Annotated in this window: 23 protein-coding genes; 4 read left to right on the top strand and 19 right to left on the bottom strand. The window is 47.6% G+C overall.

Going from position 1 to position 26617, the window contains the following annotated elements:
• Positions 1–283: 283 nt before the first annotated feature.
• The 6 genes from Q7V21_RS05585 to Q7V21_RS05560 form a co-directional block, all read right to left on the bottom strand.
• Entirely contained in the window at positions 284–871 is a 588-nt protein-coding gene (locus Q7V21_RS05585; protein ID WP_304916328.1) for a DUF4400 domain-containing protein, read from the bottom strand.
• A gap of 32 nt (positions 872–903) precedes the next feature.
• Entirely contained in the window at positions 904–1482 is a 579-nt protein-coding gene (locus Q7V21_RS05580) for a hypothetical protein (protein ID WP_304916327.1), read from the bottom strand.
• A gap of 8 nt (positions 1483–1490) precedes the next feature.
• Positions 1491–3308, bottom strand: a complete 1818-nt coding sequence (gene traD, locus Q7V21_RS05575; protein ID WP_304916326.1) for a conjugative transfer system coupling protein TraD — start codon at positions 3306–3308, stop codon at positions 1491–1493.
• The gene (gene mobH / locus Q7V21_RS05570) at positions 3298–5619 is read right to left on the bottom strand and encodes a MobH family relaxase (protein ID WP_304916325.1); all 2322 of its coding nucleotides are present in this window, start codon (positions 5617–5619) and stop codon (positions 3298–3300) included. The genes traD and mobH overlap by 11 nt, the downstream gene beginning before the upstream one ends.
• A gap of 5 nt (positions 5620–5624) precedes the next feature.
• Positions 5625–6302, bottom strand: a complete 678-nt coding sequence (locus tag Q7V21_RS05565) for a PH domain-containing protein (RefSeq protein ID WP_304916324.1) — start codon at positions 6300–6302, stop codon at positions 5625–5627.
• Between the two features lie 318 nt (positions 6303–6620).
• The gene (locus Q7V21_RS05560; protein ID WP_304916323.1) at positions 6621–7964 is read right to left on the bottom strand and encodes an ATP-binding protein; all 1344 of its coding nucleotides are present in this window, start codon (positions 7962–7964) and stop codon (positions 6621–6623) included.
• Between the two features lie 418 nt (positions 7965–8382).
• Between Q7V21_RS05560 and Q7V21_RS05555 the strand changes: the two genes are divergently transcribed.
• The gene (locus Q7V21_RS05555) at positions 8383–8721 is read left to right on the top strand and encodes a helix-turn-helix transcriptional regulator (RefSeq protein WP_304916322.1); all 339 of its coding nucleotides are present in this window, start codon (positions 8383–8385) and stop codon (positions 8719–8721) included.
• The gene (locus Q7V21_RS05550) at positions 8708–9997 is read left to right on the top strand and encodes a type II toxin-antitoxin system HipA family toxin (protein WP_304916321.1); all 1290 of its coding nucleotides are present in this window, start codon (positions 8708–8710) and stop codon (positions 9995–9997) included. Before Q7V21_RS05555 ends, Q7V21_RS05550 begins: the two co-directional genes overlap by 14 nt.
• 245 nt (positions 9998–10242) lie before the next feature.
• Here the strand turns inward: Q7V21_RS05550 and Q7V21_RS05545 are convergent, their stop codons facing one another.
• The 7 genes from Q7V21_RS05545 to Q7V21_RS05515 form a co-directional block, all read right to left on the bottom strand.
• Positions 10243–11310 carry a hypothetical protein gene (locus Q7V21_RS05545; RefSeq protein ID WP_304916320.1) on the bottom strand — a complete coding sequence of 356 codons (1068 nt, stop codon included), beginning with the start codon at positions 11308–11310 and terminating at the stop codon, positions 10243–10245.
• Positions 11282–12613, bottom strand: coding sequence for an MBOAT family protein (locus tag Q7V21_RS05540; protein ID WP_304916319.1), 1332 nt, complete (start codon positions 12611–12613; stop codon positions 11282–11284). The genes Q7V21_RS05545 and Q7V21_RS05540 overlap by 29 nt, the downstream gene beginning before the upstream one ends.
• 341 nt (positions 12614–12954) lie before the next feature.
• Positions 12955–13272: a DNA-binding transcriptional regulator gene (locus Q7V21_RS05535; protein ID WP_304916318.1), complete on the bottom strand. Its 318-nt coding sequence runs from the start codon at positions 13270–13272 to the stop codon at positions 12955–12957.
• Positions 13253–13639, bottom strand: a complete 387-nt coding sequence (locus Q7V21_RS05530) for a type II toxin-antitoxin system RelE/ParE family toxin (protein WP_304916317.1) — start codon at positions 13637–13639, stop codon at positions 13253–13255. The genes Q7V21_RS05535 and Q7V21_RS05530 overlap by 20 nt, the downstream gene beginning before the upstream one ends.
• A gap of 698 nt (positions 13640–14337) precedes the next feature.
• Positions 14338–14625: a hypothetical protein gene (locus Q7V21_RS05525; protein WP_304916316.1), complete on the bottom strand. Its 288-nt coding sequence runs from the start codon at positions 14623–14625 to the stop codon at positions 14338–14340.
• A 6-nt stretch (positions 14626–14631) separates the two neighbouring features.
• Positions 14632–15630: a PRTRC system protein D gene (locus Q7V21_RS05520; protein WP_304916315.1), complete on the bottom strand. Its 999-nt coding sequence runs from the start codon at positions 15628–15630 to the stop codon at positions 14632–14634.
• Between the two features lie 984 nt (positions 15631–16614).
• Complete coding sequence (locus tag Q7V21_RS05515; RefSeq protein ID WP_304916314.1) at positions 16615–17013, bottom strand: hypothetical protein; 399 nt, start codon at positions 17011–17013, stop codon at positions 16615–16617.
• Between the two features lie 35 nt (positions 17014–17048).
• On the opposite strand from Q7V21_RS05515, the gene Q7V21_RS05510 reads away from it, so the two are divergent.
• Both Q7V21_RS05510 and Q7V21_RS05505 read left to right on the top strand, forming a co-directional pair.
• Entirely contained in the window at positions 17049–17987 is a 939-nt protein-coding gene (locus tag Q7V21_RS05510; RefSeq protein ID WP_304916313.1) for an integrase domain-containing protein, read from the top strand.
• Positions 17971–18534: a helix-turn-helix domain-containing protein gene (locus tag Q7V21_RS05505; protein ID WP_304916312.1), complete on the top strand. Its 564-nt coding sequence runs from the start codon at positions 17971–17973 to the stop codon at positions 18532–18534. The genes Q7V21_RS05510 and Q7V21_RS05505 overlap by 17 nt, the downstream gene beginning before the upstream one ends.
• Before the next feature lie 198 nt (positions 18535–18732).
• On the opposite strand, the gene Q7V21_RS05500 is transcribed toward Q7V21_RS05505, so the two are convergent.
• The 6 genes from Q7V21_RS05500 to Q7V21_RS05475 all read right to left on the bottom strand — a co-directional run bounded on the left by Q7V21_RS05500 (position 18733) and on the right by Q7V21_RS05475 (position 26450).
• Positions 18733–19080: a hypothetical protein gene (locus Q7V21_RS05500; protein WP_304916311.1), complete on the bottom strand. Its 348-nt coding sequence runs from the start codon at positions 19078–19080 to the stop codon at positions 18733–18735.
• A gap of 88 nt (positions 19081–19168) precedes the next feature.
• The gene (locus Q7V21_RS05495) at positions 19169–22315 is read right to left on the bottom strand and encodes an efflux RND transporter permease subunit (protein ID WP_304916310.1); all 3147 of its coding nucleotides are present in this window, start codon (positions 22313–22315) and stop codon (positions 19169–19171) included.
• Positions 22312–23550, bottom strand: a complete 1239-nt coding sequence (locus Q7V21_RS05490) for an efflux RND transporter periplasmic adaptor subunit (RefSeq protein ID WP_304916309.1) — start codon at positions 23548–23550, stop codon at positions 22312–22314. The genes Q7V21_RS05495 and Q7V21_RS05490 overlap by 4 nt, the downstream gene beginning before the upstream one ends.
• A complete protein-coding gene (locus Q7V21_RS05485; protein ID WP_304916308.1) occupies positions 23550–24950 on the bottom strand; it encodes an efflux transporter outer membrane subunit in 1401 nt (466 codons plus the stop codon). Before Q7V21_RS05485 ends, Q7V21_RS05490 begins: the two co-directional genes overlap by 1 nt.
• A 487-nt stretch (positions 24951–25437) precedes the next feature.
• Positions 25438–25848, bottom strand: a complete 411-nt coding sequence (locus Q7V21_RS05480; protein ID WP_304916307.1) for a biopolymer transporter ExbD — start codon at positions 25846–25848, stop codon at positions 25438–25440.
• 2 nt (positions 25849–25850) lie between these two features.
• On the bottom strand, positions 25851–26450 hold the full coding sequence (locus Q7V21_RS05475; RefSeq protein WP_304916306.1) for a MotA/TolQ/ExbB proton channel family protein: 600 nt from the start codon (positions 26448–26450) through the stop codon (positions 25851–25853).
• Positions 26451–26617: the final 167 nt, after the last annotated feature.

Here is a 26617-nt window from a genome sequence, read left to right as displayed (position 1 = left end):
GCTGAGGAGCTAAAGAGTGCGATTGAGGCCTTTATCGTAAGGCATAATCAGAAGGCTCAACCTTTTAAATGGCGCCGAAGAGAGGTACAGGGTAGTCAGATAAAAAATACAATAGCTAATTTACGCAATTAAACACTAGTTTTGATTTAGCATAGGTTGCGCCCTTTGTTTTTAAGACTTGTTACGACTTCAAAAAAGTTCTCTCAACTTCTAATGGATACCTTTGTCGCTAAACTTTGGACATCTTTAGATGTCACCAGAACTTCCTTCGACTTCTACGGTTTTAATAATTTGGATAATGCGTAATCGCCAAGCTGATAAAGACGCTAATGATTACAGCAACCGTTGGAATGATTGACAACGGAATGGGGATGGGGCAAATCAACCACAAAATTATCATGAAGGTTGACGCCAACAGCATGTGAGCCGATGTGTTGTAAATCGGCGGTATCGGCGGACTGAAGGTATCGGATTTCAATCTCCGCTCGAAAATCCCTGCAATGAATCCCATCACCATCGGTATCAGCAACCAGATTGACCATTTTGACAAAATGACCATGCGTAAGGCCATGCAATAGGCCTGAAGTTTCACCGATGCCGCCCAATCTCCTGGAATATCGGCTATCGCTTCTCCAATGTTGTCTCCGCTGTTTCTGAACTTATTTGAATCGTCGTGCTTATCTCGAAATTCATTGGCAAACGCTGCAATCAAGGTTAAGTTATTTTTGTACAACGTGATCAGCTGCTTATTCATCTCGTCCTTTTCACCCAAAATACTGATAGCGGCGTTGTAGTCTTTCCGTATAGTCAGTGACATGGTTTTTGGACTTAACAGCGCTGGCAATGCCAGTGGCGTAAAAATTATAATCATCAACCAAATCAGGAAATGCTTCCCCATTGATGTTAGTCTGTCAAACTGCGGTGAAAATTTTCCAATAATCCCGCTAATTTCAACTCGTTCATAGTAAATACTCTTGATGCACACAGGATTTTGCTCTGTGGGCTCCCGAATGCATCGTGGGGTTTGTTAACCCATGTTAACTCTTCGCTTGACGATCTCATAATGTCATCCAGATAACCATGAGTATTCGGATCATAAGCCGACCATCCCCCTTTGTACTTGATCATAAGCGTCAATCCCAGGCACTGTACCAATTCCTCGGATACGCGACAGATAAAGGCTTTTTGCTCGGCAAGATCGTCATTATCGGTTTGGATCACTTGTTCGGCATCGCTTAACCCACTCGCTAAACAATTGACCAGTAAACTTTCATCTCGTTTTCTTGGATCGGGCCAGTACAAGGTCAGCAGTGACGTTAATCGCTGCGATGATTCGCGTAGATTGGGCCATCGTGCGAATAGTTCTTGTGCTGCGGGTTGGCGTCTTGTGGCCCTGCATGCTTTTTTCATTTCAATGGAAGGCGATTGCAATAGCTGTTTGAGTGGTTTTTTCAAAAAAAGTAAAACTGCTTGATCTGACATGTGAAATCCTAGTGCGCAATAATAGGCAGTCGTCCCTTGATGACACGGCCGCCGGCTATTGATGCGATGTAATGAAAATTAGGGAGGTGCCCCAGTAAGTGTTGCGGGAACAAATCGTGTTCGCTAAACGTTAATGACTGCCCGCTATTGCCGGAATAGTGAGCAAAGTTTTCGGCTGAATTAACGCCGCTGGAAATGCTCTGTTGAACGGTTTTAATGTAGGTTTGCCCGAAGGTCTCAACAACAAACTTTTGTGTTTCCCCGTCCTTGATGCGCAAGGTGATCAAATTATTACAGTTACCGATAACCTGCCGTGCGCGGGCCTCGTCGCCCAGTCTTGCAACAATATCCGGCAAGGTTTGCGTCGCCATGACGACCTGGAATCCGGCGCCACGACCTTTGTTGAGAATCTGGATAAACGGCAAATTCACCACTTCCGCCGCCTCGTCAACGAACATTGAGATGCGCCCAAATTTCTTGCCGCTGTTGTAAATCATGCCCGCGACCGATGCGAAATCAGCCAATACAATGGATCCAATAGCCGACGAAACAATGGAATCTGACAAGGAATCAAGCCCCACATACAGCACATGCTTTCCGGAAATAATGTTCGACGTATCAAAGATTGGCCGGTGATCGTTTGAATCTTCCTCGTCAGGCGATAATAGATCGCCCAAATCGCCGGATGTCAGCATGTTCAAAACCGGGATCAGCGAGGCGATCATCTTCGAAAAGTGCATGCGATTGTGCTCGACCAGAGACAGAAGTCCATCAATGCCTTCCGAACCTTTTGGCCCATTGCTTAGTGTGGTTCGATACCATTCAACAATAGCCAGCCATTCCGGGTTGGTAATGGTTTCCATTTTTTTGGCTTTGCCGGCCTTGGCTTTTACAAAAAAAGGATCGGCACTGTTTTTCCAGTCCGGATCGACGCGATCGGCGTGTGCCTCGATTGCTTTAATCAACAGTGCTTCGGCGCCGCCCTCGATGTAATAGCGCAACTGTTTAATGGACGGGCGTTTGCCGGTTTCCAGTAAGCCTTGTGCAACCAGGTTTAGCGCTCGAAATGAGAATGCTGTAAAAGCATCGGAACCTCCCGATTGCGATGGCAATAATGCCGCGATTCGCGAAGCAATTTCTGTGGTGCGCGTGAAATTGCGCATGGGATCTAAGCGGATTGATGAGCCGGGAAATGCTGGATGAAAAAACAGGAAAGCGTCACCCCGTCCGGCTCGCTTGCATTCCAGCTCCATGCGATCCCGTAACTCCCTGTCACCTTTGGGATCAATCATAATCACAGTGTCGCCACGTTGAATAGCCTGCGTTACCATGAGCTCATAAGCCCGGGTTTTCCCAGCGCCAGTCGTACCAAACATAATGGTATGCCCTTCCAGTGACTTGAGGGGAATATTGATCTCATTTTCCTTGCCGAGATTCAGTCCATGTATCCAGGGGCTACCTGGATGCTCCTGGTCATCGCTCATTTTGATACCGGATAGCATGGTGTCAACCGCTCGCTGCGTATGGATAGGCATCCAGTCGAACCCCCAGCCAAACCACATCATTTCAGGCTGGATCAATTTCAATAGCTTGTCGACATCCAGAAACGTCAGCATTTGACCTAACCGGCCACGCCCCACCAAATCCAGGCCTTTTACCGCCGATTGCAAGGTTAGCAAGCCAAAGCAGATCCACGGTATTATCATGGAATGTCCGCCGGGCAGCACAAGGTACGCCGTGAACGTGGTTGCTGTCGCTACAAACCAGGCTGCCGCGATATATAGCTCATAGGGCTGGCGAATGTAGGGGTCGTAATTATTCGCCATCCAACAAATCAGCCTTTACCAGAAAATATTGCGATTGCTTTTCGCCTAAAGAATCCATACCCGTTTCAAGGCCATCCACCAAGACCAATAGATCGGCTGCTTTCAACACGGACACACAATCTCTCAGATTCAGATTAGTATTCCTCAGCCCTTTAGCGATGATCTTGGTAATTCCACCGGGTCTCAATTCCAAAAATTCAATCGGGAGTTTTTTAAGCCTGTTCAACACCATGCCGCTACGCGATTTCAAGTCGTCATGGTTGGGCTGTTCTTTCTGTGTGTTCGTGTTACCAAACAGTTTTGAAATGTCTGAATTACTGTCTGCTTTTGTGGTGCCTGCAGTTGACTTGATTTTGTCTTTCTTTTGGGGTTTTGATGTTCCTGTCAATTCACTCAGTAAAACCGATGTCGCATTACTGTGTTTCTCATCGACTTCGAGTAGGGTTTCACGGGGCGAATTAACTTTACTTGGCTTCTCAGCAGTCTTGAAAGCTTCTGAGGGCTTTGGGGCAGTCTTTGGACTTGATTTTTTTGTATTATCCAGTTCTTCAAAGACTGTCTGCGGCTTCCGAGCGCTCGTCAAGAGTTCTGAAGCGCTTTCAGCCGGTTTCGGATTATCCGTTTTTTTAGAATCTAAATTTCTTAGGACTTCTGGCGACTCCTGATCGGTTGAGAGAAGTTCAGATAGATTTTTATTTTTGGCATTGTTGACCACTTCAGATGAACTTGCGTAAGCGGTCTGTTTATTGTGGTAGTCTGATGCGTAATCATCGTCGTATTGATTGGTTTTTACCGGCTTCGCCTGTTTTCCGAACAGAATATTTATTTCAATCTCTTCGGTTTCCGTTGATGTCAATAATTCTTTAATTTCGTCCTGCCCAGAGTCGCTAAATTTGTCTGGTTTTCCAAACAGGATATCCCTGTCGGTTTCTTTCCTTGGTACCGATGCCGGTTTTTCTGATACTGATGGAGCTGCATCATCACTGTATTCCATGCTCTTTTCGGAGTTTGTATCAGGTTCTTTATTGACCGCCGCCTTTTGGGTCTCCTGATTCGGTTCCTCCTCCTCTTCTTCAAAATGGATTTGCAAGTTTTTATCCAGTGGGCTGTATGCAACCTTTTCAAACAAAATTTCGTGTCGCACCAAGCGAATGGCTGTCACATATTTCATTTCCGGGCTATCGGATTGAGGAATTGCAATATCGAATAAATAGCCTCCACCAATGCCTATGCTTTCGATAATTCCGGCTTCCTGCATGAGTTCTGCCAAAATTTCTTTTGTGTTAGGTACAAACGGGCTTTCTGACTCTTTCAACTCGCGCTGCATATCGCTGGCGGCTAGCGGCCAAACCAGATAGACCCCGTCTTTACCATGCCAACATCGGCCATTTTCTTCGTTGACGACCCAGCGCTTTTTCTCTACCAGATGTCGCATAGCGTCAATCAGCCATGGATCAAGGTGCATCCCTGCTAATGGTTTACCGTAACGCGATGGATCACCCGCTTCGTCACGTTCTATGAGTTTGTATTTCACTGACCGGTTAATCTTAACGAGCGAGTTGTTCAGATCTTCTTGATCGTGCAATGCCGACAGCAGTGTTTTGTAGATGGCTTTTTCACCTTGCGCCAGAATTTCCGCCTGTTCTGTTTTAATGGCTTTGCCGGCCAATGCGTAAATCATCGATCGATCTTCTTTTTCGCTCCATCGAATGTGATAGCTTTTTAGCTTATTCCGCTGCATCCACTGAAAAATCGATTCCATACCTGGATGCCACTCAATCCCGCCCTCTTCGGAATACACAGATATCCGCGAAATTACCAGGATGGACTCGCTAAACAAACCTGTCAGAAAGGCGGCGTGTGTCCATAATGCTTCATTTTCCTTGCGTATTTCCGGGGTCACGCGCGTCAAAATACGACGTTCTGCATAGCGAATACCGAACAATGCGCTTTCCAGACTAAACCGAAAAAGCCCGCCCGGTGTCCGGAAATGGTTTTTTTCGGATGCCGGCAATAGATGAACTATCTCGGCAAGATGACGAATAGGTTCCAATATTGTTATCTCGGCTTTCTTTGCATTATGATTACCAGCCAAGCCTCGGGCCAGGATAATCTGCTGAATCATCTCCTGATTGCTGTTAATGAGCGTTTCGATGGGTGCCGTCGGTATTCCCTTGGGAAAGGGTGGGTATCGATAGACATATTCATCGACCATCACTTGATTTTGTGTGTTGGTATCATTTTTTTTAAGAGCGATCTTACCTTGCCCTTTTTTGCCGAAGGACAGCATGGAGGCGATTTTTTTGATCATACGGGTCAACGTTTCGCAGACTGGTCGATTAAATGCTGAATTCGGCGGCGCATGTAAACCGGATCAATCAGGTTATTAAATACAATATCCACTGTTCCGTTAGTTCCTGCTGAATCGAGATGCAACGTGCCGATACCCAGCAACCTATTTATAATGCTTTGGTGAACACCAATGGTTTTAATGTCGCCAAAGCGGATTTGAATCTGGTCTTGAGCGATGATGCCTTTTTTCAGGACTACACCATCACCATCAAACCAGAGCTTTATTGCGTAGTAGCTGTAGATGAAGCGAAGACCGTATAGCAACAGTAAAAAACCACCTAATCTGAAACCTTCGCCCCATTCAGGTATGGTCTGGATGTTCAGCAAGGCAAAGATCCAGCCCAAAACAGCGTAAGGATTGGCAATCAGTAATATCCCGATCGTAATTTCCGAATAATGCGGAATAAAGCCTCTGAATGCCTGGCGATAAGCGCTATTATTATGATCGTAGGTTTCGACGGGATTTTGTTGTTGCTTCTGCCTGTTTTCCTGGCACCGTCTTGCCGTGAAGCCCAGGTGATTGTCTGACACAACCGTGTATTCATCACCGGTCTCTTTATTCAGAAGATCGCACATAATCATGGCGTCATCGAAACGGGCAAAGGATTTGAGTCGTAAGTTAATGGGGTTGTCTGTTGTCATAAATGGAAACCGCCTTTTGCTTTGTAGAGTCTGATTTTTTTGCTGGACAGAGCAAAGTAATCATCGTTTTTGTTGGTTCTTTTTGATCCTTCATCGTGGCTGATACCCTATCTCGGCCAGACTGGATCGGACTTTTTCTGCAACACGCAACATGCGGTAAGCCTCGTCTTCATCGGCTGCATGATTTCGGAATTCCGAAAACTCAATCCGCTTTAGTTGTGCGTCAAACCCCAGGCTTCTTGATCGGTTAAGTTAACCGTTAAGGACTGTTCATTTGTCGACATGCTTAAATCCCTGTTTAACTAAAAAGATATTTTTTTATGCTGGTGTGACACGAGAATCCGACACTCTAACCATTGTAAAGCGTGATCTGGTCTCTCCTTTGTTGCTCATCTGTACACCGATGACATGAAAGGGCTTGATGTATTGCAGTAATTTCGATTCAATTTTCATTTTGCGCACCAGGTTGTCCCAGTACATCTGATCAACGCCCAGGACAATTTTGGTGGCGACGTTTGAGAAAAAATCTTCTGAAAAATGGGTAGGTGATTGACTGGCGCAAACTAACCCTAAACCAAACTTGCGACCCTCCTTGGCGATGGTATTGAGGATGTTGTTCTGGTCGTCCCTAAAGAACAGGTGAGCCTCGTCAATGATCATGATGTCGCGCAACAAGCCTTCCTCTTGACGACGAACTGGACCTTTTTCCAGTGCAGCAGAGAATAGTTCTTGCAACCTGAATTCGACAAACATACGTTTTTCATCTTCACGCAACGCGGTGATGTCATAACGCCAAACGGGCTTATTGGGATCAAACGGTGGCGGCTGGTTTTTAAAGATGCCGCTCGCTTTCAGGTTGTCGAAGCGCTCGACTACCGATTTCAATACTTCTTTGGATTCATACTTAACGAAGTCTTCCAGCTCTTTGCCGGTTTCAAGGTTTTCAATGTATTCCATGAAGTATTTTTTGGCATCGCTTCGATGTGTCATGGCTTTTTCCATAAGATCGTGATCAAGTGTCGCTCCAGGGATGCTTTGCTGTTTGGAAATACGATAAATTTTGGTGGTGACTTTGTTAAGTTCTTCTAACGCACGACCGGATTTTGTATCGCCGCCAATGATCACTTGCTTAAGTTTCGCGTAGGCATACCGACAGGCATCATCCATGGTAGGGTGTTTTTTTGGATACTTCCTCGTAAAGCCGTCATTTATGACCCATGATTTATGGTCATTGCTAAAGAATCCATTGGCTGCGTACAGATCGGTAATCAGGTGGCGCATAATGGTCTCTTGCCTTGAACCTATTGGCCGACAGCCGTTGATGGTTGCAATGAAATCCTGGACGCGTTTCCTGACGCCGCCAAAATGAGGATCGGGGCTGACAACAAATGGATTTAAGCCGTATTCAGTGGACTCTGAAAATCGAACGGATGAAGCGCCTTTAAGCTCTATATCACCATGCACATCCATGATATGAATGCGTGGTGCCGGCGAGAAACGATGCATTTGCTGTATCACTCGTCTCAGAAAAGTGGTTTTCCCCATGCCCGTTTTCCCCATAATGAGCATGTGAGCGTTGACTAGAGCATCAAAGTCGCAATAGACAGACGATGTTTGATTTTTTGATAAAAGATAGTCGTCTTGACCCAGTTCGAACTTCATTTTTTCTAAACAGTTTAAATAATAAAGTCGCTATTTTAGAGTGGTGATTTTCTCTACGTCGGGGTGAAAGACGCGCAAAAGCGGCCTCTTTTGATCAAACAGCAACCCCTGCCGGGATTATTTGGCCAGAAGCTACAGAGTCGGCATCAGTAAGTAAAAAATCGCGCGATAGTCCATTAAACCAAGCTTTCACAGCACAAAATATCTAAAATCTAAAATTACCGGCGTGAGCCGAGATACGATTCGGAAGTATGCCGGAGGTAAAGCTCCCTCAAAAGAAAGGTCATGAAAAATGATTCAAACAACAACCTGATTGGTCGCTGGCTAAGTTGTTGCCCCCGCGCAATCTTCATTTTTAAATAGAGCATAATGTCTGTTATAATGAACATTAAATCATTTAATGGTTGTTATTTTAAACATGAGAAATCAAAAAAATGTTCGTTTAACACGCAATACCAAAGAAGTGCTAACAACATTAGCGCTTATGATTGATATTGGCCGCAAAAATCAACAGTGGACACAAAACGAACTGGCCGAGCGTTTAGGTGTTTCACGCCATACTGTTCAACATCTTCTCAAAGGTGATCCTGGCATTGCCATTGGCACGGTTCTGGAGGCAGCCGTTTTGACAGGTGTACCGCTCTGGCAACCGGAGAGCGCTAGCCCAGCCAGTTTTTATCATACCGTTGCCGAGAAAGCCGCATTATTACCGTCCAGAGTTCGTAAGTCTAAAGTGATCGTTGATGACAATTTCTAATGATCGCGCTTATGTCTGGATTTGGTTACCGGGGGCTACAGATCCGGTGGTGGCCGGTGTTATTACCGCACAATCTCTTAAGTATGTTTTTACTTATGGTAAGAGCTACCTTAAACGGGAAAATGCCATTCCGATATTTGAGCCGGAACTTCCCTTGGTTCAAGGTACCCAAGTTCCGGTATTCGAGATGGCTTCCTGTTTGCGTGATGGTGCGCCTGATGCCTGGGGACGTAGGGTGATCATCAATAAGCTGACGGGGAAAGCGGGCAAGGAAGCTAATACCATGGCGCTTAATGAATTAACGTTCATGCTGGAATCAGGTTCTGATCGTATTGGCGGACTTGATTTTCAATGTAGTGCATCCGAATATGTTTCACGAGAAACCGGCTTTGCCTCACTGGATGCGTTGACCGAAGCGGCTGATCTAGTGGATCGCGGTATACCGTTGCCTCTGGAACTTTGCAAAGCTATTCAGCATGGAACCAGTATTGGCGGCGCCAGACCCAAAGTATTAATTGATGATCAAAAAAATAACCGCAAATATATTGCAAAATTTTCTGCGTCTAATGACAGCTATAGTGTGGTTAAAGCCGAGTTTATTGCAATGCGTCTGGCTAAGTTGGCAGGGTTAAATGTTGCAAATGTCAGTATGGTTCACAGCATAGGCAAAGATGTTCTTCTCATAGAACGCTTTGATCGGCTTTATAACACTATGGAAAACGCCTGGACACGTCGTCTAATGGTCTCTGCATTGACATTATTGTCGTTAAGCGAATATTTTCCACAATATGCAAGTTATCCTGATTTAGCTGCACTCATCCGAGGTCAGTTTTATCATCCACGTCAAACGCTTCGAGAACTCTATAGCCGGATAACGTTCAATATCCTGGTTGGCAATACTGATGATCACGCGCGTAACCATGCTGCATTTTGGGATGGAAGACAATTTGAATTAACGCCGGCTTTTGATATTTGCCCGCAAGGACGGACTGGGCAAGAAGCCACACAAGCCATGCTTATCACTGAAAATAATCGCTATAGTCAGTTGCGAACCTGTCTTGAGGCGGCTGTTCACTTTAACTTAAGTGCTGCAGAAGCCGCCGACATTATCCGACATCAAATCGCAGTCATCGTGGATCATTGGGATCAAATTTGCGACGAAGCCACGCTATCGGAAATCGATAAACGCCTGTTTATGGGCAATCAATTTCTTAATCCTTATGCCTTTTATAATTTACCCCAACACGCGGTATTATTCCGCAATGGGACATATTGATTGGTATGGAGGAGTTTGTTATAAAGACAAACAAGGATTAGTGGTTGATTATAGAAAACCTGAAGCTATTTTAACCGCCTGTATTTATGAACTGAAGTTTCCCAGTTTTTGTGCTCGTGACGTATATAGGAAAACGAATTAAAGTGGGGTTTGCTATAAATTATGCAAACCCTGCATTAAATCTCTATCCCGCATAGGCAGCGTGATTGGCTTTGTTTAAAAACTGGGAAACTTCAGTTTATGAATCAAAGCCCGCATTTTGTTACAACACCTGCCGCCTCCGGCCTAAAATGCTTGTAATCATAAAATTGCCGGTTAATGTCATCTCCACTTAAAACGTCAGTGCAATCCCTGATACCGCCACCTCTGCTCATTTCGGTAATCTTTTGCTTAAATTCAGCCAGCCGCTTAGCTCCATAGGCATCTGCAACATAAGGATGCAGCGGATTCAAATAGAATTTGACATCAATCCTTTCATCTTTGAACCACTGAGCCAGTTTCCGAAAATCCTCAAACCGACTGTCAAACCACGGTGGCGCTTTAACAGGTTTGGCGTTGACAGGGAACTGTTTGCGCATAAACGCCTCATGATCTTTCTCAATCTCCCGGTCATAGCGTTCCAGGTAATATCGCCCCGTTCCCTCGATGTCGTACCTGACGGACGGCTTGCCGCTAATAGCGGTTACTAACCGGCTAAATCCGTCCGAAAGGCTTGAAGCAAACAAGTAATCAAAAATAACACGTTGCCGACTTTGGTCTCCGGCTTCTGGGTGTAACTGATACGCCAGCCCATAGGATTTAATGTCGGTAAAGGCGATGGGTTCCAACCCGTACACTACGGTTTTAATCGTCACTCCCTCCCGTTTCAATCCTCGCAACGTTGCCAGAATTTCATCGGGCTTGGCAGCTAAAAATGCCAGATTGTAAAAGTGCCTGTCTGGAAAATAGCGATTCACCAAAGCAGGATCCACCAAGCCCATGACCGACGATCCCACGATAAAGGCATCATGCATGGTGTTCAGTGTTTTTCCTGAATCACCGTCTCTGGGCGATTCATCATTAATTTGTCCAATGATCGCTTCGGGTGAGTTCGGTGAAGTTTGTTTGGCCTCATTCAGCAAATACTCAACCTTCAAAAACCGCTCATTGGTTGTCGAGGATGAAAAACGATCACCTATCGAAAATGCGTAATTGAAGATCTGGTATGGATTTACCACCACGTTCCAGACCGGCAATGACCAGGCGACAATGCCACCAGCTACTAATGCCACTTTCCAAAACGAATCAAAACTGCCAATAGATAAAGCTTTCATGGGATCCTGACAACCAGATACTGGTAAAAAATAGTGTGGTGAAAAAGATAAGGTTTTTGAAGTTCGGCTCAAGTTGCTGTGCTATTTTCTGGGCGTTGACATATTCCAGGCAAATCGCCAACAAAATGCCGCCTTGTACAAATTCCATGCCGGTGATTAATGTGGTTTGGGTACAGGTCTGACAAAATCCAGATACGACACTGGGGATGGCAAAACCATTGATCCCTAGCATCCCTTTCCAGATGGAAATAGCTTGTGTGACTGATTCTGCACGGAATACCACCCAGGCCACCGTGACCGACAGGAATGTAATGGCTACAGCCAGCGGCTCGGCCATTCTGACACCGGCTTTCATCCAGAGTCGGTGAATGCCAATGAACAGCCCATGTAAAACGCCCCAAAGCACGAACGTCCATGCGGCGCCATGCCAGAATCCGCCGATGATCATGGTGACGGCGGCGGCCAATAATCCCCTGGCAAAACCGTTGCGATTACCGCCTAATGGAATATATAGATAATCCCGAAGGAATCTGGACAGCGTCATGTGCCAGCGTTTCCAAAAGTCGGCGATGCTGTTTGCCTGGTAAGGGGAATTGAAGTTTTGTGGCAGAATGATGCCAAACATCAGGCTGATGCCGATTGCCATATCCGAATACCCGGAGAAATCGAAATAAACTTGTAAGCCATAGCCTATAGCCGAAACCCAGGATTCAAAAAATTGTAGCACGCTGTTCGCTGCAAATAAGGGATCAACTTTTTCGGCGATGCGGTCGGCAATCACGCTTTTCTTGAACAGGCCGACCGCAAACAGGAACAAGCCTTGCGAAAACTGTCTAGCATCAAAAACAATGCGGCCTCGTAGTTGAGGCATGACATCGGAGTAATGCAGAATCGGACCCGCGATCAAATGCGGGTAGAACGAAATCGAAAACGCAAAGCGACGCAGATTGAAATCGCTGACATAACCTTTGTAACAGTCGACCAGGTAAGCAATCACCTGAAAGGAGAAGAACGATATGCCAAGAGGCAATACTAAGTGCAATAGAGAATTCTGACTGCCGGCCAACGCATTCCAGTTTTCAATGAAGAAATCAGCGTATTTGAAATACCCAAGCAAGCCGATGTTGACTATCAATCCTGCGATCAGAAGCGTTTTCGACTTTGTCTGCGAGATCTTCTGCCCCAGATAGAAATTACCCAGGGCATTCCCTATCAATAGCGGCACATAACGGGTATCCCACCAGCCATAAAAGTAAATGGAACAGATGACAACCAGCCATTGCGCATCTTGCTCGCGTTTCATTCGTTGTAGGACCCACCAAGCAGTTATCGAGAATGGCAGAAAAAAGTAGATGAATTCGGGTGAGTTAAAGAGCATTTTTCTTTAGCCGGATTAATTTTTGAAAAAAAATTATGCCAGCGACACACTACTGTGTCGTGGTGAAAGACGCACTTTTCCAGCCTGTTTTAATTTTATTGCAGCGTGAGTGGGTTACCCGAAGTGAAATTCGGCGTCGAATTTAGGCAATAAAAAATCGCAATGCTTATGATGCCTGGATTTTATGAACATTTTCCACGCATTCCACTTTTGGCTCACATCTATCCGCTTGATCCGACCAGACCAAGCGGGCTTGGCGTTTTGCTTTAGGCGATGGCTTCCAGCCCGTTTTTGGCAACCAGGGAAAGGAGTTTTAAGGATGCACCTTGTGGATGCTTCTCACCGCGCTCCCATTGGCTTACCAAGCCGGTTGTGACATTCAAATGCCGTGCAAAGACGGCTTGACTAGCCCGCTCCCGCTGCCGAAGCGCACGGATTTCTTCCGGTTGCAAGGGCTTGACCGGTGTTAGGCACAGTTCGTCAAATTGTCGCAAGGTGCGCTTGTCCATCACCCCTGCTTCATGCAGGCCTTCGGCGGTTTCATGCACAGATGCCATCAAACGGCTACGGTATTGTTTTTTCATCGCAGATCACCTCTATCAATGTTTTGTTTTCCAACGCACGGCACAGTGCAGCGTCGTCATAGTCAAGCATGACCGCCGCCAATTTCCGCAATGCCACCAGTTCGTCATCGTCTATGTTGGCCTGTTCATTCTTGGCAAAGCCATGAACAAAAAACGCCAATATCCCTATGCGAAATAAGATTAGGGTGCGAAACCCTCCCGACTTGCCGCCACCGATGCGGGCGACACGTTGCTTGATAACACCGCCGCCTAAATCGGCATCCAGTAATCCCCGTTCGGCGTTCCTGATCACCTTGCATAGGCTGGCATCGTCTATTCCTGACTTTTTAGCAAATCGTGTGAAGGCCTTATTTTTGAATATCCGCACGCTGTCCTGCTTGTTCGTTGCTCTATCTTTAGTGTTAAAATATAACACTTAGTGCTATACATTGCAAAAAATTACTCAACTCTAATCCGTCATCTTTGCGGGATCATACTGTTACCCTGATACTGCGATTTCCCTCTGTGAGACGAAATATTGAACCTTCCGGCATTTGCAATTAGTGTGAGCCCATAACAATGGAATGTGAGCCGAAAATAGCGTTAAATGCGAGCACGGCTGCTTTCATACGCGAGCCGTTTACAATGTTCAGTAGATTACGAATCTCCTTAACTCTCTTTCTATTTGTTGCTCTTTAGTTTCTGCACGAAGAGATTTCGCCAACTTATTATCGATAACCTCATGGCGGCATTCGTATCGGGCTCGTAAGTAGCCGTGTTGGCCACTGATCTTGGTTTGCGTCATACGGTTCATCGCACATCTATCTATTTCCGCATTTTCCATCAGGGCAAGACGTTGAGCTTGTGTGCAGCCTGATAATCCGCTCACTACCAGAAATATAAACAACTTGAACATAGCAATTCCCCAAGCTTGAGATCTAAAACCTTAATTTCTCACAGGTCAATGAATATGCAAGGGGTAAAAACGCTGTTTTTGTGATTTATTTTTGGAAAACTTCACAAGTCCTTCCAGGTAATCAGCCTTCAGCAGTATTGAATAAACTATCATCAATATTATTAATTTGATTAATGGATTTCCATCATGTCGTCAAATGCATCGCTGAATGATTTCTGTTTTGCATCGTCTATGATTATCGGCGCATCCTTTTTAATCGCTGAGTTCGGTGTTTCTGATTTATTTTCCGTAACGGTTTTTGTTATTCCGGCTTTTAAAAGATGACCGCCATTTAGTCCTTGCATGGCTAAAGCGCGTAATAATGTCGCTCTGCGTCTTGGTGGGATATCTATTAAGTAGCCATACAGATCAGCGTCTGAATCCGATTCTAGTGTCAGGTTAATTCTGATTCTCTCCATATCAAATTAACTCCCTAATTTTTTAACGCGCTCGTTACCCGCCAAATAAAATCCCTTAACATTTGAGTAGAGACTATCATCTGGCGCTATAATTTCACGGCCATTTAATAACTCCTCAATAATCGGCCTATAGCAGTTTGCGCCACCGCCAACTAAAACGATAACGTCAATATCATCCAATGAACCAACGCTGCTTAAAACCGATTGGATTGCAGTAATAATATAGGCATCCATTTTTTTGATTAAGTGCGCGAAATTATATTCCTTGCCCTGTATTCGAGCCTTAAATCCATTTCGAATACCGGCGTCGACAATATTGACATCTGAAAAGGGCGCCTGGCGATCTTCGCTGATTAAATGCGTTAATTTGTCCAAAACCAGCGACATTCCGCCGGGCGTACTACCGCTCCGTTCGTCCTGAAGTTTTAAGCCTCTACACACCAACCAATCAACCGTGTAATAACCAACATCAATGGTCAGGCTTTTTAAATCGGTAAGATTATCGATCTGATTGGCGCTCATAAAATAATTGATAAACCCACCAATTGGTTGAGGAATAATCCACGCGTCTTTAATATAAATCCGCTTGCCATCGGGATAGACGTGCTCACCTTTTAGGCGTTCCGCCATTTTATTTTTGTGCTGGGCAAAAAAATTCACGGGTAATCCTGAAACCATTAAATCGATTTTTGATTCACCCATGTACGCCAGCGCCCCCCGAAACAAGGCGAGGTGTTGCGGGGTATCAATGTAGCTGTTAAGTAAGGTTCTGCCTCGATCATCACGGGCAGAGAGGGTGTCAATACTGTCTCGCCCCACCAGATACCGGCTGCCATCACTCTCCACTTCGACTAAGTCCCGTCGAATCATCACCCCGGCGCCCCGATCCAGCCCCGTAAATAATGACGCAATTGAGGGGAAGTGGCTGTATTTGAGCTTAGCGTCGCCCTCTCCGTAGCAAAATTTCGTGTTTCCATAACCTACATCTATCGAACGAATGATCATAATTTAGCTCCTGTTATTATCTGTTAAATGTTTTTACGACCTCCAAGAGGTTTTTAAAGCGTCCGATAACACCTCAGGCTTCTTGGAGGTCGTGGTCATTCTTTGTAATTATCCGGTCACGACTGCTAAAGCGTTGTAAAGCAGCCCGAGAACGCACCCGAACTTCTCAGAAGTTCTGGCATATTCCGTCACGAAAAAGCCTGGAACTTCTTGCGACACCTGAGATGTTTTTATGACTTCTGTTCGCTTCTTAGGGCACCCGAGAACATCTTGACAGCATTTTTTTACTTTTGTCGGGGTGAAAGACGGCCAAAAAATGACTCTTTTAATTTTATTTTTAGAGCGCTTGACTCTTTCAGTTGGGTTCTGTCAAAATCACCGGCAATTAATGGGAATGTTGCATGATGCTCTACACCCGAAAGGCCGGTATGACGTCGGGATAGAAAAGGTCTCTTACCTGGATTGCTCGCTCGCGAGTGGGACGGAACTCCCAGGCCATTGTATATATTGATATTTTTACGGCCAGTTTTGGCTAATTTGTTTTAATAGCTCAATTCTGATCGTCCGCGATCGGTCGAGTTCCGTTGCGCCCTGTGCGCTATAGCCGCTTCTGCGGTGTTTATTTGGACCCGAGATGTCCGGATATCCTCGTGCTCTATGCACACCCTCGTGATCGACCAATGTCTTATCCGATTTTCGCTAATTTCTTGGCGTTCCAAACTAGCACGCGAATTACTCCGGTTTTTCCTACCCGGTGGCACTTTTGCCAATCACGCTGTTTTTTAATCCCAAAATGTCAACTCTTGCCCACAGGACAGGCGCAAAACATTTTTTACCCCCAGTCCAACTTTTCAGACAGAATTATTGTGTATCCCCTGTCTTGGTCTATCGCCCCGTATCTGCGGCGGGCGTCCCCTTATTCGGTTTTTTTTAACGCCCCTTAAACAGAGACGTTTTAAGAATCGATTCATTACAGCTTCATAATCAAAGACCTACGCTGCCTACTTTCGGGGCAAAAGTTGTCTTTTTCAGGAAATTCTCTTTGGAATCCGGCAAAACCGTCGTCGCTGTAGGACGATCGGCATGCTTGACACACACCGGATAGACGAGGAAACCCATAAATCTCGCATCGCGCAGCGAGTACGAAAATGCGCATTGATCCATCCTTTTACACATGTCCGCCGGGAATTTGTCCCGTGCAACTTCGCTCACCGTCGCGAGAACTGTGTCCGTGTAAAAAGAGGGATTTTGAGCCAGGGCTTTCCTGCTCGCGACCCATAAATTTAGGACAATCCCCGGCTCCACCTCAAAACCGTCTAAACAAAACGTTTTTGGAGTGGAGCTGAAATTTAACCGGGAAACCGGAAGGAACAACCATGCCAAGAATAAACGCCTATGACCTTATATAGCGATGGCCTATGAGCCGCAATTACGGGATCGGTTCCAGAGACATGGCGGCCGCAGGAATGATGATCGTCGCCAGGAAGTTTCACGGTGGTTATCAGTCCAAGTACGACATCGGTCAGCGCTGGGGCTATTTTTCAAAATGGGCGGCAGAACAAGGTGTGAAAAAAATGGAGAACGTCACGCCCGAGATTGTCATCGAGTACGGGCAACAACTTCAGCGTGAACTGGATGCCGGCGAACGTAAAAGTTCTTCGGCTCCCAAAAACTACGTTTCTGCGGTGAACACCGTGCTTAAACTCGTGATTGGGGATGCGTGGAAAACCGTTCGTCCAGGCAAAGATTGTGGGATTCAAAAACGCGTGTACATTCCCGTTGAAAGCAAGGCGATGACTGAGGCAACGCACCAAACCGCTCAGCGTATAGTGGGCGATCGGATATCCTGCCTGCTCGGGCTGCAACGTGCATTTGGCCTGCGTTTTAAAGAATCATGCCTGCTGAACCCGAAGCTGGCGCTAAAAGAGGCAGTGAAACAGGGTCGTATAACACTGAAGGCTGGCACAAAAGGAGGCAAGCGCAGGCGTGTCCCCTGTCGTCCGGGTGGAATTACGGCTCTGGAAAATGCTGTTTCCATTCAGAATGGGAGATCCATGATCCCTAAAAACAGGCTTTACGGGGATTTCCGACGAGAATGCTATGAGCAGGCCAAAATCGCCGGCATATCATTCCATCCGGAACGCCACGCCTACGCCCAGGAAAGATATACGGAAATTACCAGTGCCCCTTCACCAGTCGATGCAGGATGGTCGAGAAAAGAGCGGATTCTGCATCTGTCTATTTATCTGAAGGTTAGCGAGGAAGATGCCAAAATAATCGACCATGATGCCCGTCTGCAAATATCAATTGAACTCGGTCACCATCGCACAGGAGTTACCAATGCTTACCTTGGCTAAAAAATCGGAAAACTATTTTAGGGATTATGTGCGCGGCGGCGGCAAGGAAAACCGTAAAAAACAGGTTTCGAGGATTGTTGAATTTCTTGATTGGGTCGAGTCGACCGAGAAAGTCATTTCGCTGCACAGCCTAGGTAAACGCCACGTTATTGGTTTCTGGAAAGCCCACCGGCATTTTTCTGAAGAAACTGCGTACAAATACTGGCTGGGTATTGCTAAGTTATGGCAATGGATTGGCAAGCACGAAGAACCTCTCGCGCCGCATAAAAGCCTAACTTTCCAAAAATCTGTTTTGAAGGACACGGTTTTTACGGAAATCTCGACTGCAATCAAAGCAGCCCGCGCATCTCGCAATTTAACCATCCAACAGCTTGCAAATGTGTCGGGATGCGAACCACTGCTCATAGCTGATATTGAAGCGGGCAAAACCAATATCCTGCTCTCGGATATTCTGCGTCTGTTTGAGATTTTGAAAATTAAATTTTCCTTCTCGACACCGAATTTCACTTCGGGTAACTCACCTCACGCCGCAATAAAACCAAAATAGGCCGAAAAACCGCATCTTTCACTACAGCGTAATCATTTTCGGGCGAGCATAATTTTTTTCGAAAAAAGCCTAAAAAAACAGACTTTCTGCCTCTTGCATATTGGGCGAATTCAACTCATAAATGCAACACCTAGCAACACTCGGTATTAAGTAAAGCCATTTCACAAAATACTTCCTATGGTGTTTTGTAGTTTAATTTTATTTACTATCCAACTTGGCTTTGGCTGCCATTGTTTCAGTCTTGATCTTTTCTATCGCTGTCCGCAATCGGCTTTGTTCCTCATTCGCCACCTTGGCGATGAGTGCATTGTCTGCATTGTCTTCATTAATCAGACAGGTATTATAGGCATTAGCTTTTTGTTGCCATTCGTTGATCGCCTTGACACTTTGGTTATAGGCGTCAACGCTGCTCTGCTCAATAACCGGAACCACGGGTTCAGTTCCACAACCACTCGGCGACCAAGTCCCGTTAGTGATAATCCCGGCCGTACCGACAGAAACGGTGGCGACCATGATTACCGCTGTAAAAAAAATTCTTTGTATCATTTTCAACTCCTCTTATATTTCAGATTTTCAAATAGTTCGGACAGCTATTAGTCATGCGACGAGCAAGCATTCATTGCATAACATAACCTCACGCTTTCTCTAAAATGGCATAACAAACCGGCGTCAACACTAGACTGGCGGACAAACCGAACAATAATCCGGCGGATAAAGACAAGGCCATCGGAATCAAAAACTGAGCCTGCGCACTGGTTTCCAGCAGAAGCGGCAAGACGCCGGCAAAAGACGTCAAAAATGCCAGCAGAATCGGGCGGAAACGGGAGCGGCAAGCTTCCAGGATTAGATTTGAGACGGGCAGTTGTTCATAGGACGATATCTCGCCGCCTGCTTCATCCGTCCGGCGTTTCTGAATAAAATCCAGCAACACCAAGCTGTCGTTAACCACAACCCCGCTGGCGGCGGCCATTCCTACCAGGGATTCCATGGATAATGGAAGGCCCATCAACCAATGGGCCAAAACGCCTCCGCACCAGGCAACCGGAGCTGCCAGTAAAAACACAAACGGGATGATATAGGAACGGAAAGGGACAGCAATCAAGGCATAGATGATAACGAGAGCAATCAGGAAATTGCGCGCCAAAGATGATATTGCCTCATTCCGTTCCCGGCGTTCTTGGCCGAATTCCACATGCAATTGAGGAAAACGTTTCGACAGAGCAGGCAGGGAATTGCTTTCCAGATCGGTATAGACGGCATTCACATCAGTCATTTGCGAATCAGCCCGTGCCTGCACTTTCAGTACGGAACGGCGATCATGCCTATCGATACGGGCATGACCCGGTACAAAATGCACCTCGGCCAACGCGCCGAGCGGCGCGTGGGCGCCCGATGGCAACTTGATAGGCATGGCTTGCAGGGCATCCGGAGAACGTCGCTCCGCCAAAGGCAAACGCGCCATGATCTTGACTTCCTCGCGCCCGCGCACGAAACGTTGAATCTCCTCGCCGTAATAGGCGCCACGAACCTGTTCGGCAAGGTCTTTGAGCGTCAGGTGAAGTCGTTCGCCCTCGGGTTTCAGGCGTACCCGCAGTTCCGGTTTGCCGGGACTCGAAGAGTCCGTGACATCATAAACACCAGGATAAGCAGCAAGCCGCTGTTTTAACGTCTCTGCGGCCTGGTCGAGCCGGGACGAATCGGTATCGCTCAGATCAATTTCAATATCGTAGGGCAAATCCCCCTGTTTATAGCTAAAATCAATCTTGGCTCGCCCGATATCGCCTATTTTTTTCCGCCACACCTGAACGAAATCATCCATTTTCAGATGTTGTCGAGCATGAGGAGCTATTTCCACCCAGAGACCGGTCCACTCCGGGTGAATCGAGGTTTCCAAATTTTTCACGACGCTCGGGCTACCGGGTGGTTGTTCCCGATCCAGCGTGTCGCGCAGTTCGAACAAAGCCCGTTCGGCACGCGTCGCCAGGGTACACATTTCGCTATAGGGTAAACCGGGCGGCAGAGTCAAAAGGGCCGAAACGCTATCCAGCGTCGCATCGGCTTCCAGGGATAACCGGATGTATCCTCCCGCAACCAACGCTCCAGAAAGCATCAAAAGCGTTACGAATCCGGATAATACGAGATAACGCCAGTGTAATGCCCATTCAAGAAACGGCTGGTAAAGGTAAGCGACGAAACGCTTCAGTCCGTGGTTTACCGCATTACGCAACCGCTCCAAATAACCAGGATCAGTTCGTGCGCCCGGTACAATTGCCAAATGAGCCGGCAAAATCAGCAACGCTTCGACTAAGGATAACGCCAGCACCAAAACCATTACCAAACAAATCGGCTGCATCATTCGTCCCGCCCAGCCGGGAAGAAACAGCCCCGGCAAGAAGGCGACCACTGTCGTCAGTACAGCCAGAATTACGGGCAGCGCCATTTCGTGTACGCCGCGAATAACGACATCAAAGTCTTTTACCGGAAAGTTTCTTAAGGTGGGGGCGGCGCTCTCAAGTTTCGTTTCTTCAGCCTGCAGACTGTGAATATTGTCCCCTATAACGATAGCATCGTCGACCAATATCCCCGTGGCCAGCAGAAAACCGAACAGGGACAGCATATTCAGCGAAATATCAAGAAGTGTCATCAACCACAGTGCGCCCAGCACTGAAGTGAGCACACCTAGCGCCGCCCAGACCGCAACACGCGTTGGCAAAAAAACGATTAACACGGCAAAGACCGATAAGAATCCGGACAGTCCGTTTTGCACCAAGGTGTCAAGCCGTTGAGCAAAAGACACCGAAGCATCCCAGGAAGTGGTAAGCTGCAACCCCTCCGGCAACCTCGTAGACCGGTCGGCAACATAAGCTTTCACGCGCTCGGCCACTGCAACCGTGTTATGGCGTGCATAAACTTCGATGCCATAGCCCGGTTGCCCCTGAAAACGCGCTTCCGCCCAATGTTCGGCCAGACCGTCGGTTACAGTCGCCACCTCGCCGAGGCGAAGCTGCTGACCGTCCTGAGTGACTATCAACGGTAAACGAGCGAGCACTTCGCCATTTTCTATTTTGCCATCGGTTCGCAGCAGTAATTCACCGGCAGGTGATTTGAGGACGCCGCCGGGAAGGTCCACGGCTGATCGACTCACCGCTTCAGCCACTTCCTGAAGCGAAAGCTGCAATTGCCGCAAACGGGCGCTTGGAATTTGCGCCGACACTTCATAAGGTGCTTCTGCGGTAAAATCGCCGAGCCTAATCACGCCCGGAATGCGCAGTAAATCGTCTCGAATCCCTTCCCCTAAACGTTTCAGGGTTAGCTCGTCAGCGGGACCGAAAAGGATAACATTGATGACAAAACTGCCCGAGTTCAGCTCTTTCACCTCAATTCGATCCACTGCTTTGGGTAATTGGGAAATCGTCAAGGTACGCATACGGATAGCCGACAACAGGCTTTGCAGATCGTACCCTTCTTGAATGCCGGTACGTACCGTACATTTTCCCTCGGTGCTTTCGCTGGTTAGATTCTTGATCCCAGGCAAATCGAATACGGCGCGCTCCAACTGGATACACACGGATTTCTCGACTTCGCCAGATCCCGCCCCCGGATAGGGTGCGGTGATCTCGATACTATCCGATACCAAGGACGGCAAGACATCTTTATCGATACGCCACAGGCTGACAATACCGCTAAACCAGATCAGCACCATCAACAAATTGGCCGCCACCGGATTAGAGGCGAACCAGGCTAGCAGACCGGTAGATTGAAGTTTTTGAGACGAATTCATTGACTATCCGCCTTTGGACTTTCACTCTTTGAATTCTCATCAATCCTGACTGTCATGCCTTCCACCGGCATCTGAAGGCCTGATGTCACAAGTCGGTCACCTGTGTTCAGCCCTTTTTTTACCAGAATTCGATCCGGCTCGTTTCGCAACACATCAAGGCGACGAATGTGCAGTTTTTGTCCGGCGTCAATTAGTAGCACTTCCTGACTGGCATTCATTGCAGATTGCGGCAACACAAACAAGCCGTGCATTGCCTTGCCTTCTATTTCAGCTTGTACAAACAATTTGGAGAGTAGCGGCGGACGATTATCTTTTTCCTGGTACGGTTCCTGAACTTCGGCAACCGCATAGAGTACCCCGGTGCTTTCATCCAAGCTGCCTTCGGTGCGCACAATGCGACCTTCCCAGGTTTGCATCTTGCCTGCGAATTCAGTGGTCAGTATGACTTTGGGGCCGCGTTCCCAAGCCTGTCCTGAGCTTTGTCGAAGGGCTGGAGCTTGGGAATGCGATAAGCTGTTGCTTCCCCCTAATGGTAAATCGAGAAAGCCAAGCTGGTCAGTGGACAGTGGCAATCTGATTTCAGCAACATCGGTGGAATAAATCCGGGCGAGTTTGTCTCCCGGTTGGATAAATTGACCCAGGCCGATATTTTTGGCCTGTAAGCGCCCGGCGAAGGGTGCATGCAGTTCACACCGACTGCGTTTAATCCGGGTTAGCGTTAAATTGGCTTCCGCGGCTTTAAGTTTGGCGCGAGCTTCGGCCAGTTGCGGCTCGCGCATGGCTAGAGCCGAGGGCGCCCCATCACCCAACGCTTGCCATTCATTGCGAGCCTGATCGGCTTGCGCTTCTTCCATCGCCAGTTGGCGTTTGGCTTCGGCAATTTGTGCCTGTGCCTGGACAATCGCATAGTCATAATCGCGCGGATCGATGGCCACTAATAAATCGTCATGGTCAAAAAATCCGCCTGCGACAAAACCCGGATGCAGGCGGATGACCTTGCCCGCCACCTCCGGGATCAAATCAATTTCATGCTGCGGCGTGACGATGCCCTGGGAATGAACGGTGAGCCTGAGTGTTTGCGGTTCAACCTGAATAACGGACACCAGAGGCACTTCAGTCTTCGGGGCTTGCGTGACTATCCGTGGACGCAAAGCCATAATAGCCCATGCAGCGCCGATGCTCATCAGCAACAGGATGGCAGGCAAGATGATTTGCAGCCGGTTTTTTTTCAGCATTAAACACCACCGCCCAAGGCCAGATAAAGGTCAATACGATTACTAAGCAATTGCCGCTTAACCAAAAGATACTCGCTTTGAGCATTCAAGGTGCTGCGGTAGCTGTCCAACAGAGTGAGAATTTCGATTAGACCCTGACGGTACGAATACACCGCGAGTTTACGGCTGGCACGGGTTTGCTCCACAGCCTCCTTGAGCGCCTGTTCCTGCGCCCTCAGCCAAAATTCTGCGGCCAGTGTTTGTTCCACTTCGCGAAAGGCGTTCAGCGCGGCGCTTCGATAATTGTTAAGCGCCTCTACGGTACGCGCCTCGTTCAGGCGTATTTCGCCCTTGAGCCGTCCTCCGGTGAAAATGGGCTGTACCAGACCTGCGGCCACATTCCAGGCGAGGGCGCGAGGGTCAACCAAATCTGCCAAGTCCGAGCTACTGGTACCACCTCGGGCAGTGAGGGTAATTCTTGGTAATAACGCTTTTTTCGCGCTTTCAACTCGGGAATCTAGCGCTCGCAGTCTCGTAAAAGCAGCAATCAGATCCGGTCGGCGTTCCAGTAATTCTGACGGCAATCCTGCGGATAGCACGGCTGGCGGCACGGGTAAATCGGCAGAGACTCGATTAATCACGTTGCTACTAGCAGCCGGATAACGCCCCAGCAAAACTTCCAGCCTGCGCGTAACGATTTGCACCTGATTTCGGGCCTGAGCAAGTTGCGCTTCGGCATTTGCCAAATCGGTCAGCACCAAACGCAAATCCAGACCGCGAGTCAAGCCCCTTGCAAATCGGCCGCGCACTAATTCAACAATGGTACGGCGATCCTTGACCGATTGCTCGACAACTTCAACCTGAAGACTTGCCTCGATCAGCTCAAAATAGCTTTGCGCGGTACGGGCTGCCAAAGACAGTCGAGCGCCCTGAAAGTCGGCGGATACGGCTGCTGCTTCCTGTCGAACCGCCTGTTGGGACGCTTTAATTCGGCCCCAGAGATCAACTTCCCAACTCATAGAGAACAGCGCTTCGAATGCACTAAACCGGCTGGATTCCAAACCAACGTCACGGACCTGGGCATTCTGGTACCCCGGCGTAAAAGATAACTGCGGCAAACGGCCTGCGCCCTCAATACCAACCTGTTCGCGTGCCGCATCCACTCGCGCTGCGGCAGCTTTCAGATTGAAATTATTGTTTAGCGCATCGTGAACCAGCGTGGTCAGGACAGGATCAGCAAAAGCGTTTACCCACTCATCCATGATGTGAGCTGTTGAAGGCTTGGCAGCCGTCCAGTGGCTAGGTATAACGCCACTTGTATTAGCTGCATTTCGTTCCGGCGTGGTGGTGCAACTGGTCGCGATCAATATCACCGTACAACATAGCGTGCGTAGGGTTGCTAACTCATCAGTAATTCTCATTTTGAAATTTTAACCACGAAGATCACGAAGGCCACGAAGAAAAGACGCCCAAAAAACTTCGTGTTCTTCGTGCTCTCTGTGGTTTATATCGTTCCCACGGTCTCCGCATGGATATTCACACAAGTGCCTGCTCCTTCTTCCTTCTTCAGGAAGAAGGCGGGGATGAGGGGGATATAAATAGTTGATTTTATTCTCCTCTCCCCAGCCCTCTCCAATAGGAGAGGGAGCAAGATTGATTTTCAACTCATTGTATTTAATGTATAAAAAAATTGTGTAGATACCTATGCGATCTCCGCGGGAATGCAGCCCGCTAGGCTTCTGTGGCTCGTCATCACCAATACAGTCCATTAATCGCAACACATGAGCCCCCTGACGTCGGCACATCTGGTGTAGGGCCGAATTTATTCGGCCATGTCGCATCGAAAGAGTGAATGATTTCGCACCTACAGTGCTTAGGTCAGCAGTGTTATAAATCCGGGCGGGCAAACTATTGCTCCACCGTCACAAAAGCTATTTTCGCAATCCCCGCATGCTGAACAGTCGCCATCACCTCAGCTACCTTGGCATAAACCACAGCTTGATCGGCATATAAATGCAAAGCTGCTTCCGGGTTTTGCGCAAGTTCATCCTTCAAAGCCGTTTCTAATTCAGTGAGATCGGCAAGGGGCAATTTATTGAGGGTAATCATCCCTTGCTCGTCGATACCCAACTGCAACGGCTGCTCTTTCACATCCGCTGTGGTCTCGGCGGTTTTGGGCAGGGTCACATGCACGGATTGCGTCAATAACGGTGCGGTCACCAATAGAATAATCACCAATACCAACATCACATCGACCAGCGGGGTGACGTTGATTTCACTCATAGCTTCTTGCGTTTCTGATTGCGGTTTAAAGGCCATGATTATTCCTTACTCGGGCTATCGGATGTGAAAGCGATATGCATAAAGCTGACGACAAAGTTTTCCAAACCGGAGCGCTGTTGTTTGACCAGGCGCAAGAAAAAGTTATAAGCCAACACCGCCGGTACGGCGACGGCAATACCGATGGCCGTGGCGACCAGGGCGTCACCGATAGGGCCGGCGACCACATCCAGGCTGGTCGAACCGCTTTCGGTAATTTCATGCATCGCGTGCATGATGCCTAACACGGTGCCGAACAGGCCGACAAACGGTGCGGTACTACCGATGCTGGCAAGCATGGTCAGGCCGCTTTCCATGGCCCGCAGTTCTTTCTGCATGTGCATGAGTAAAGTTTGTTCCAATATCTCAGCCGGAGCGCCGCGATATTTAAGGTGCTGACCTGCTGACTGTTGGCGTCCGTCCAACCAGGCATAACCTTTGCTTGCAAGCCGTGCTTGGGGGCCGCGGGATACATGGGCAGGCAGGGTTTTAGCAGCCGCCAGATCAGGCACATCCCAAAACCGGTTGTAAAAGCGGCGGTTGTAATAACTGTCTTTGCTGAATTCCCAGATTTTGAACAGAATCACCGTCCAGGTCAGCACTGAAAAAGCCAGCAAGGTGTACAAAGTCAGCAATTCTCATTTTAAAACCCTACCCGGAGTCAGGAATTGTGCCGTTGAGTCCTTTCAGCATAAACCGCATCAAATGATCCCAGTCATCGAATGGAAGATACTGCATTAAAGCGCGAAGATGTTCAAAAAAAGTCCGC

The sequence above is a fragment of the Methylophaga sp. genome (assembly GCF_030651745.1).
The sequence above is the reverse complement of the archived record's forward strand: the minus strand, read 5'-3'. Positions and strand labels throughout refer to the sequence as shown.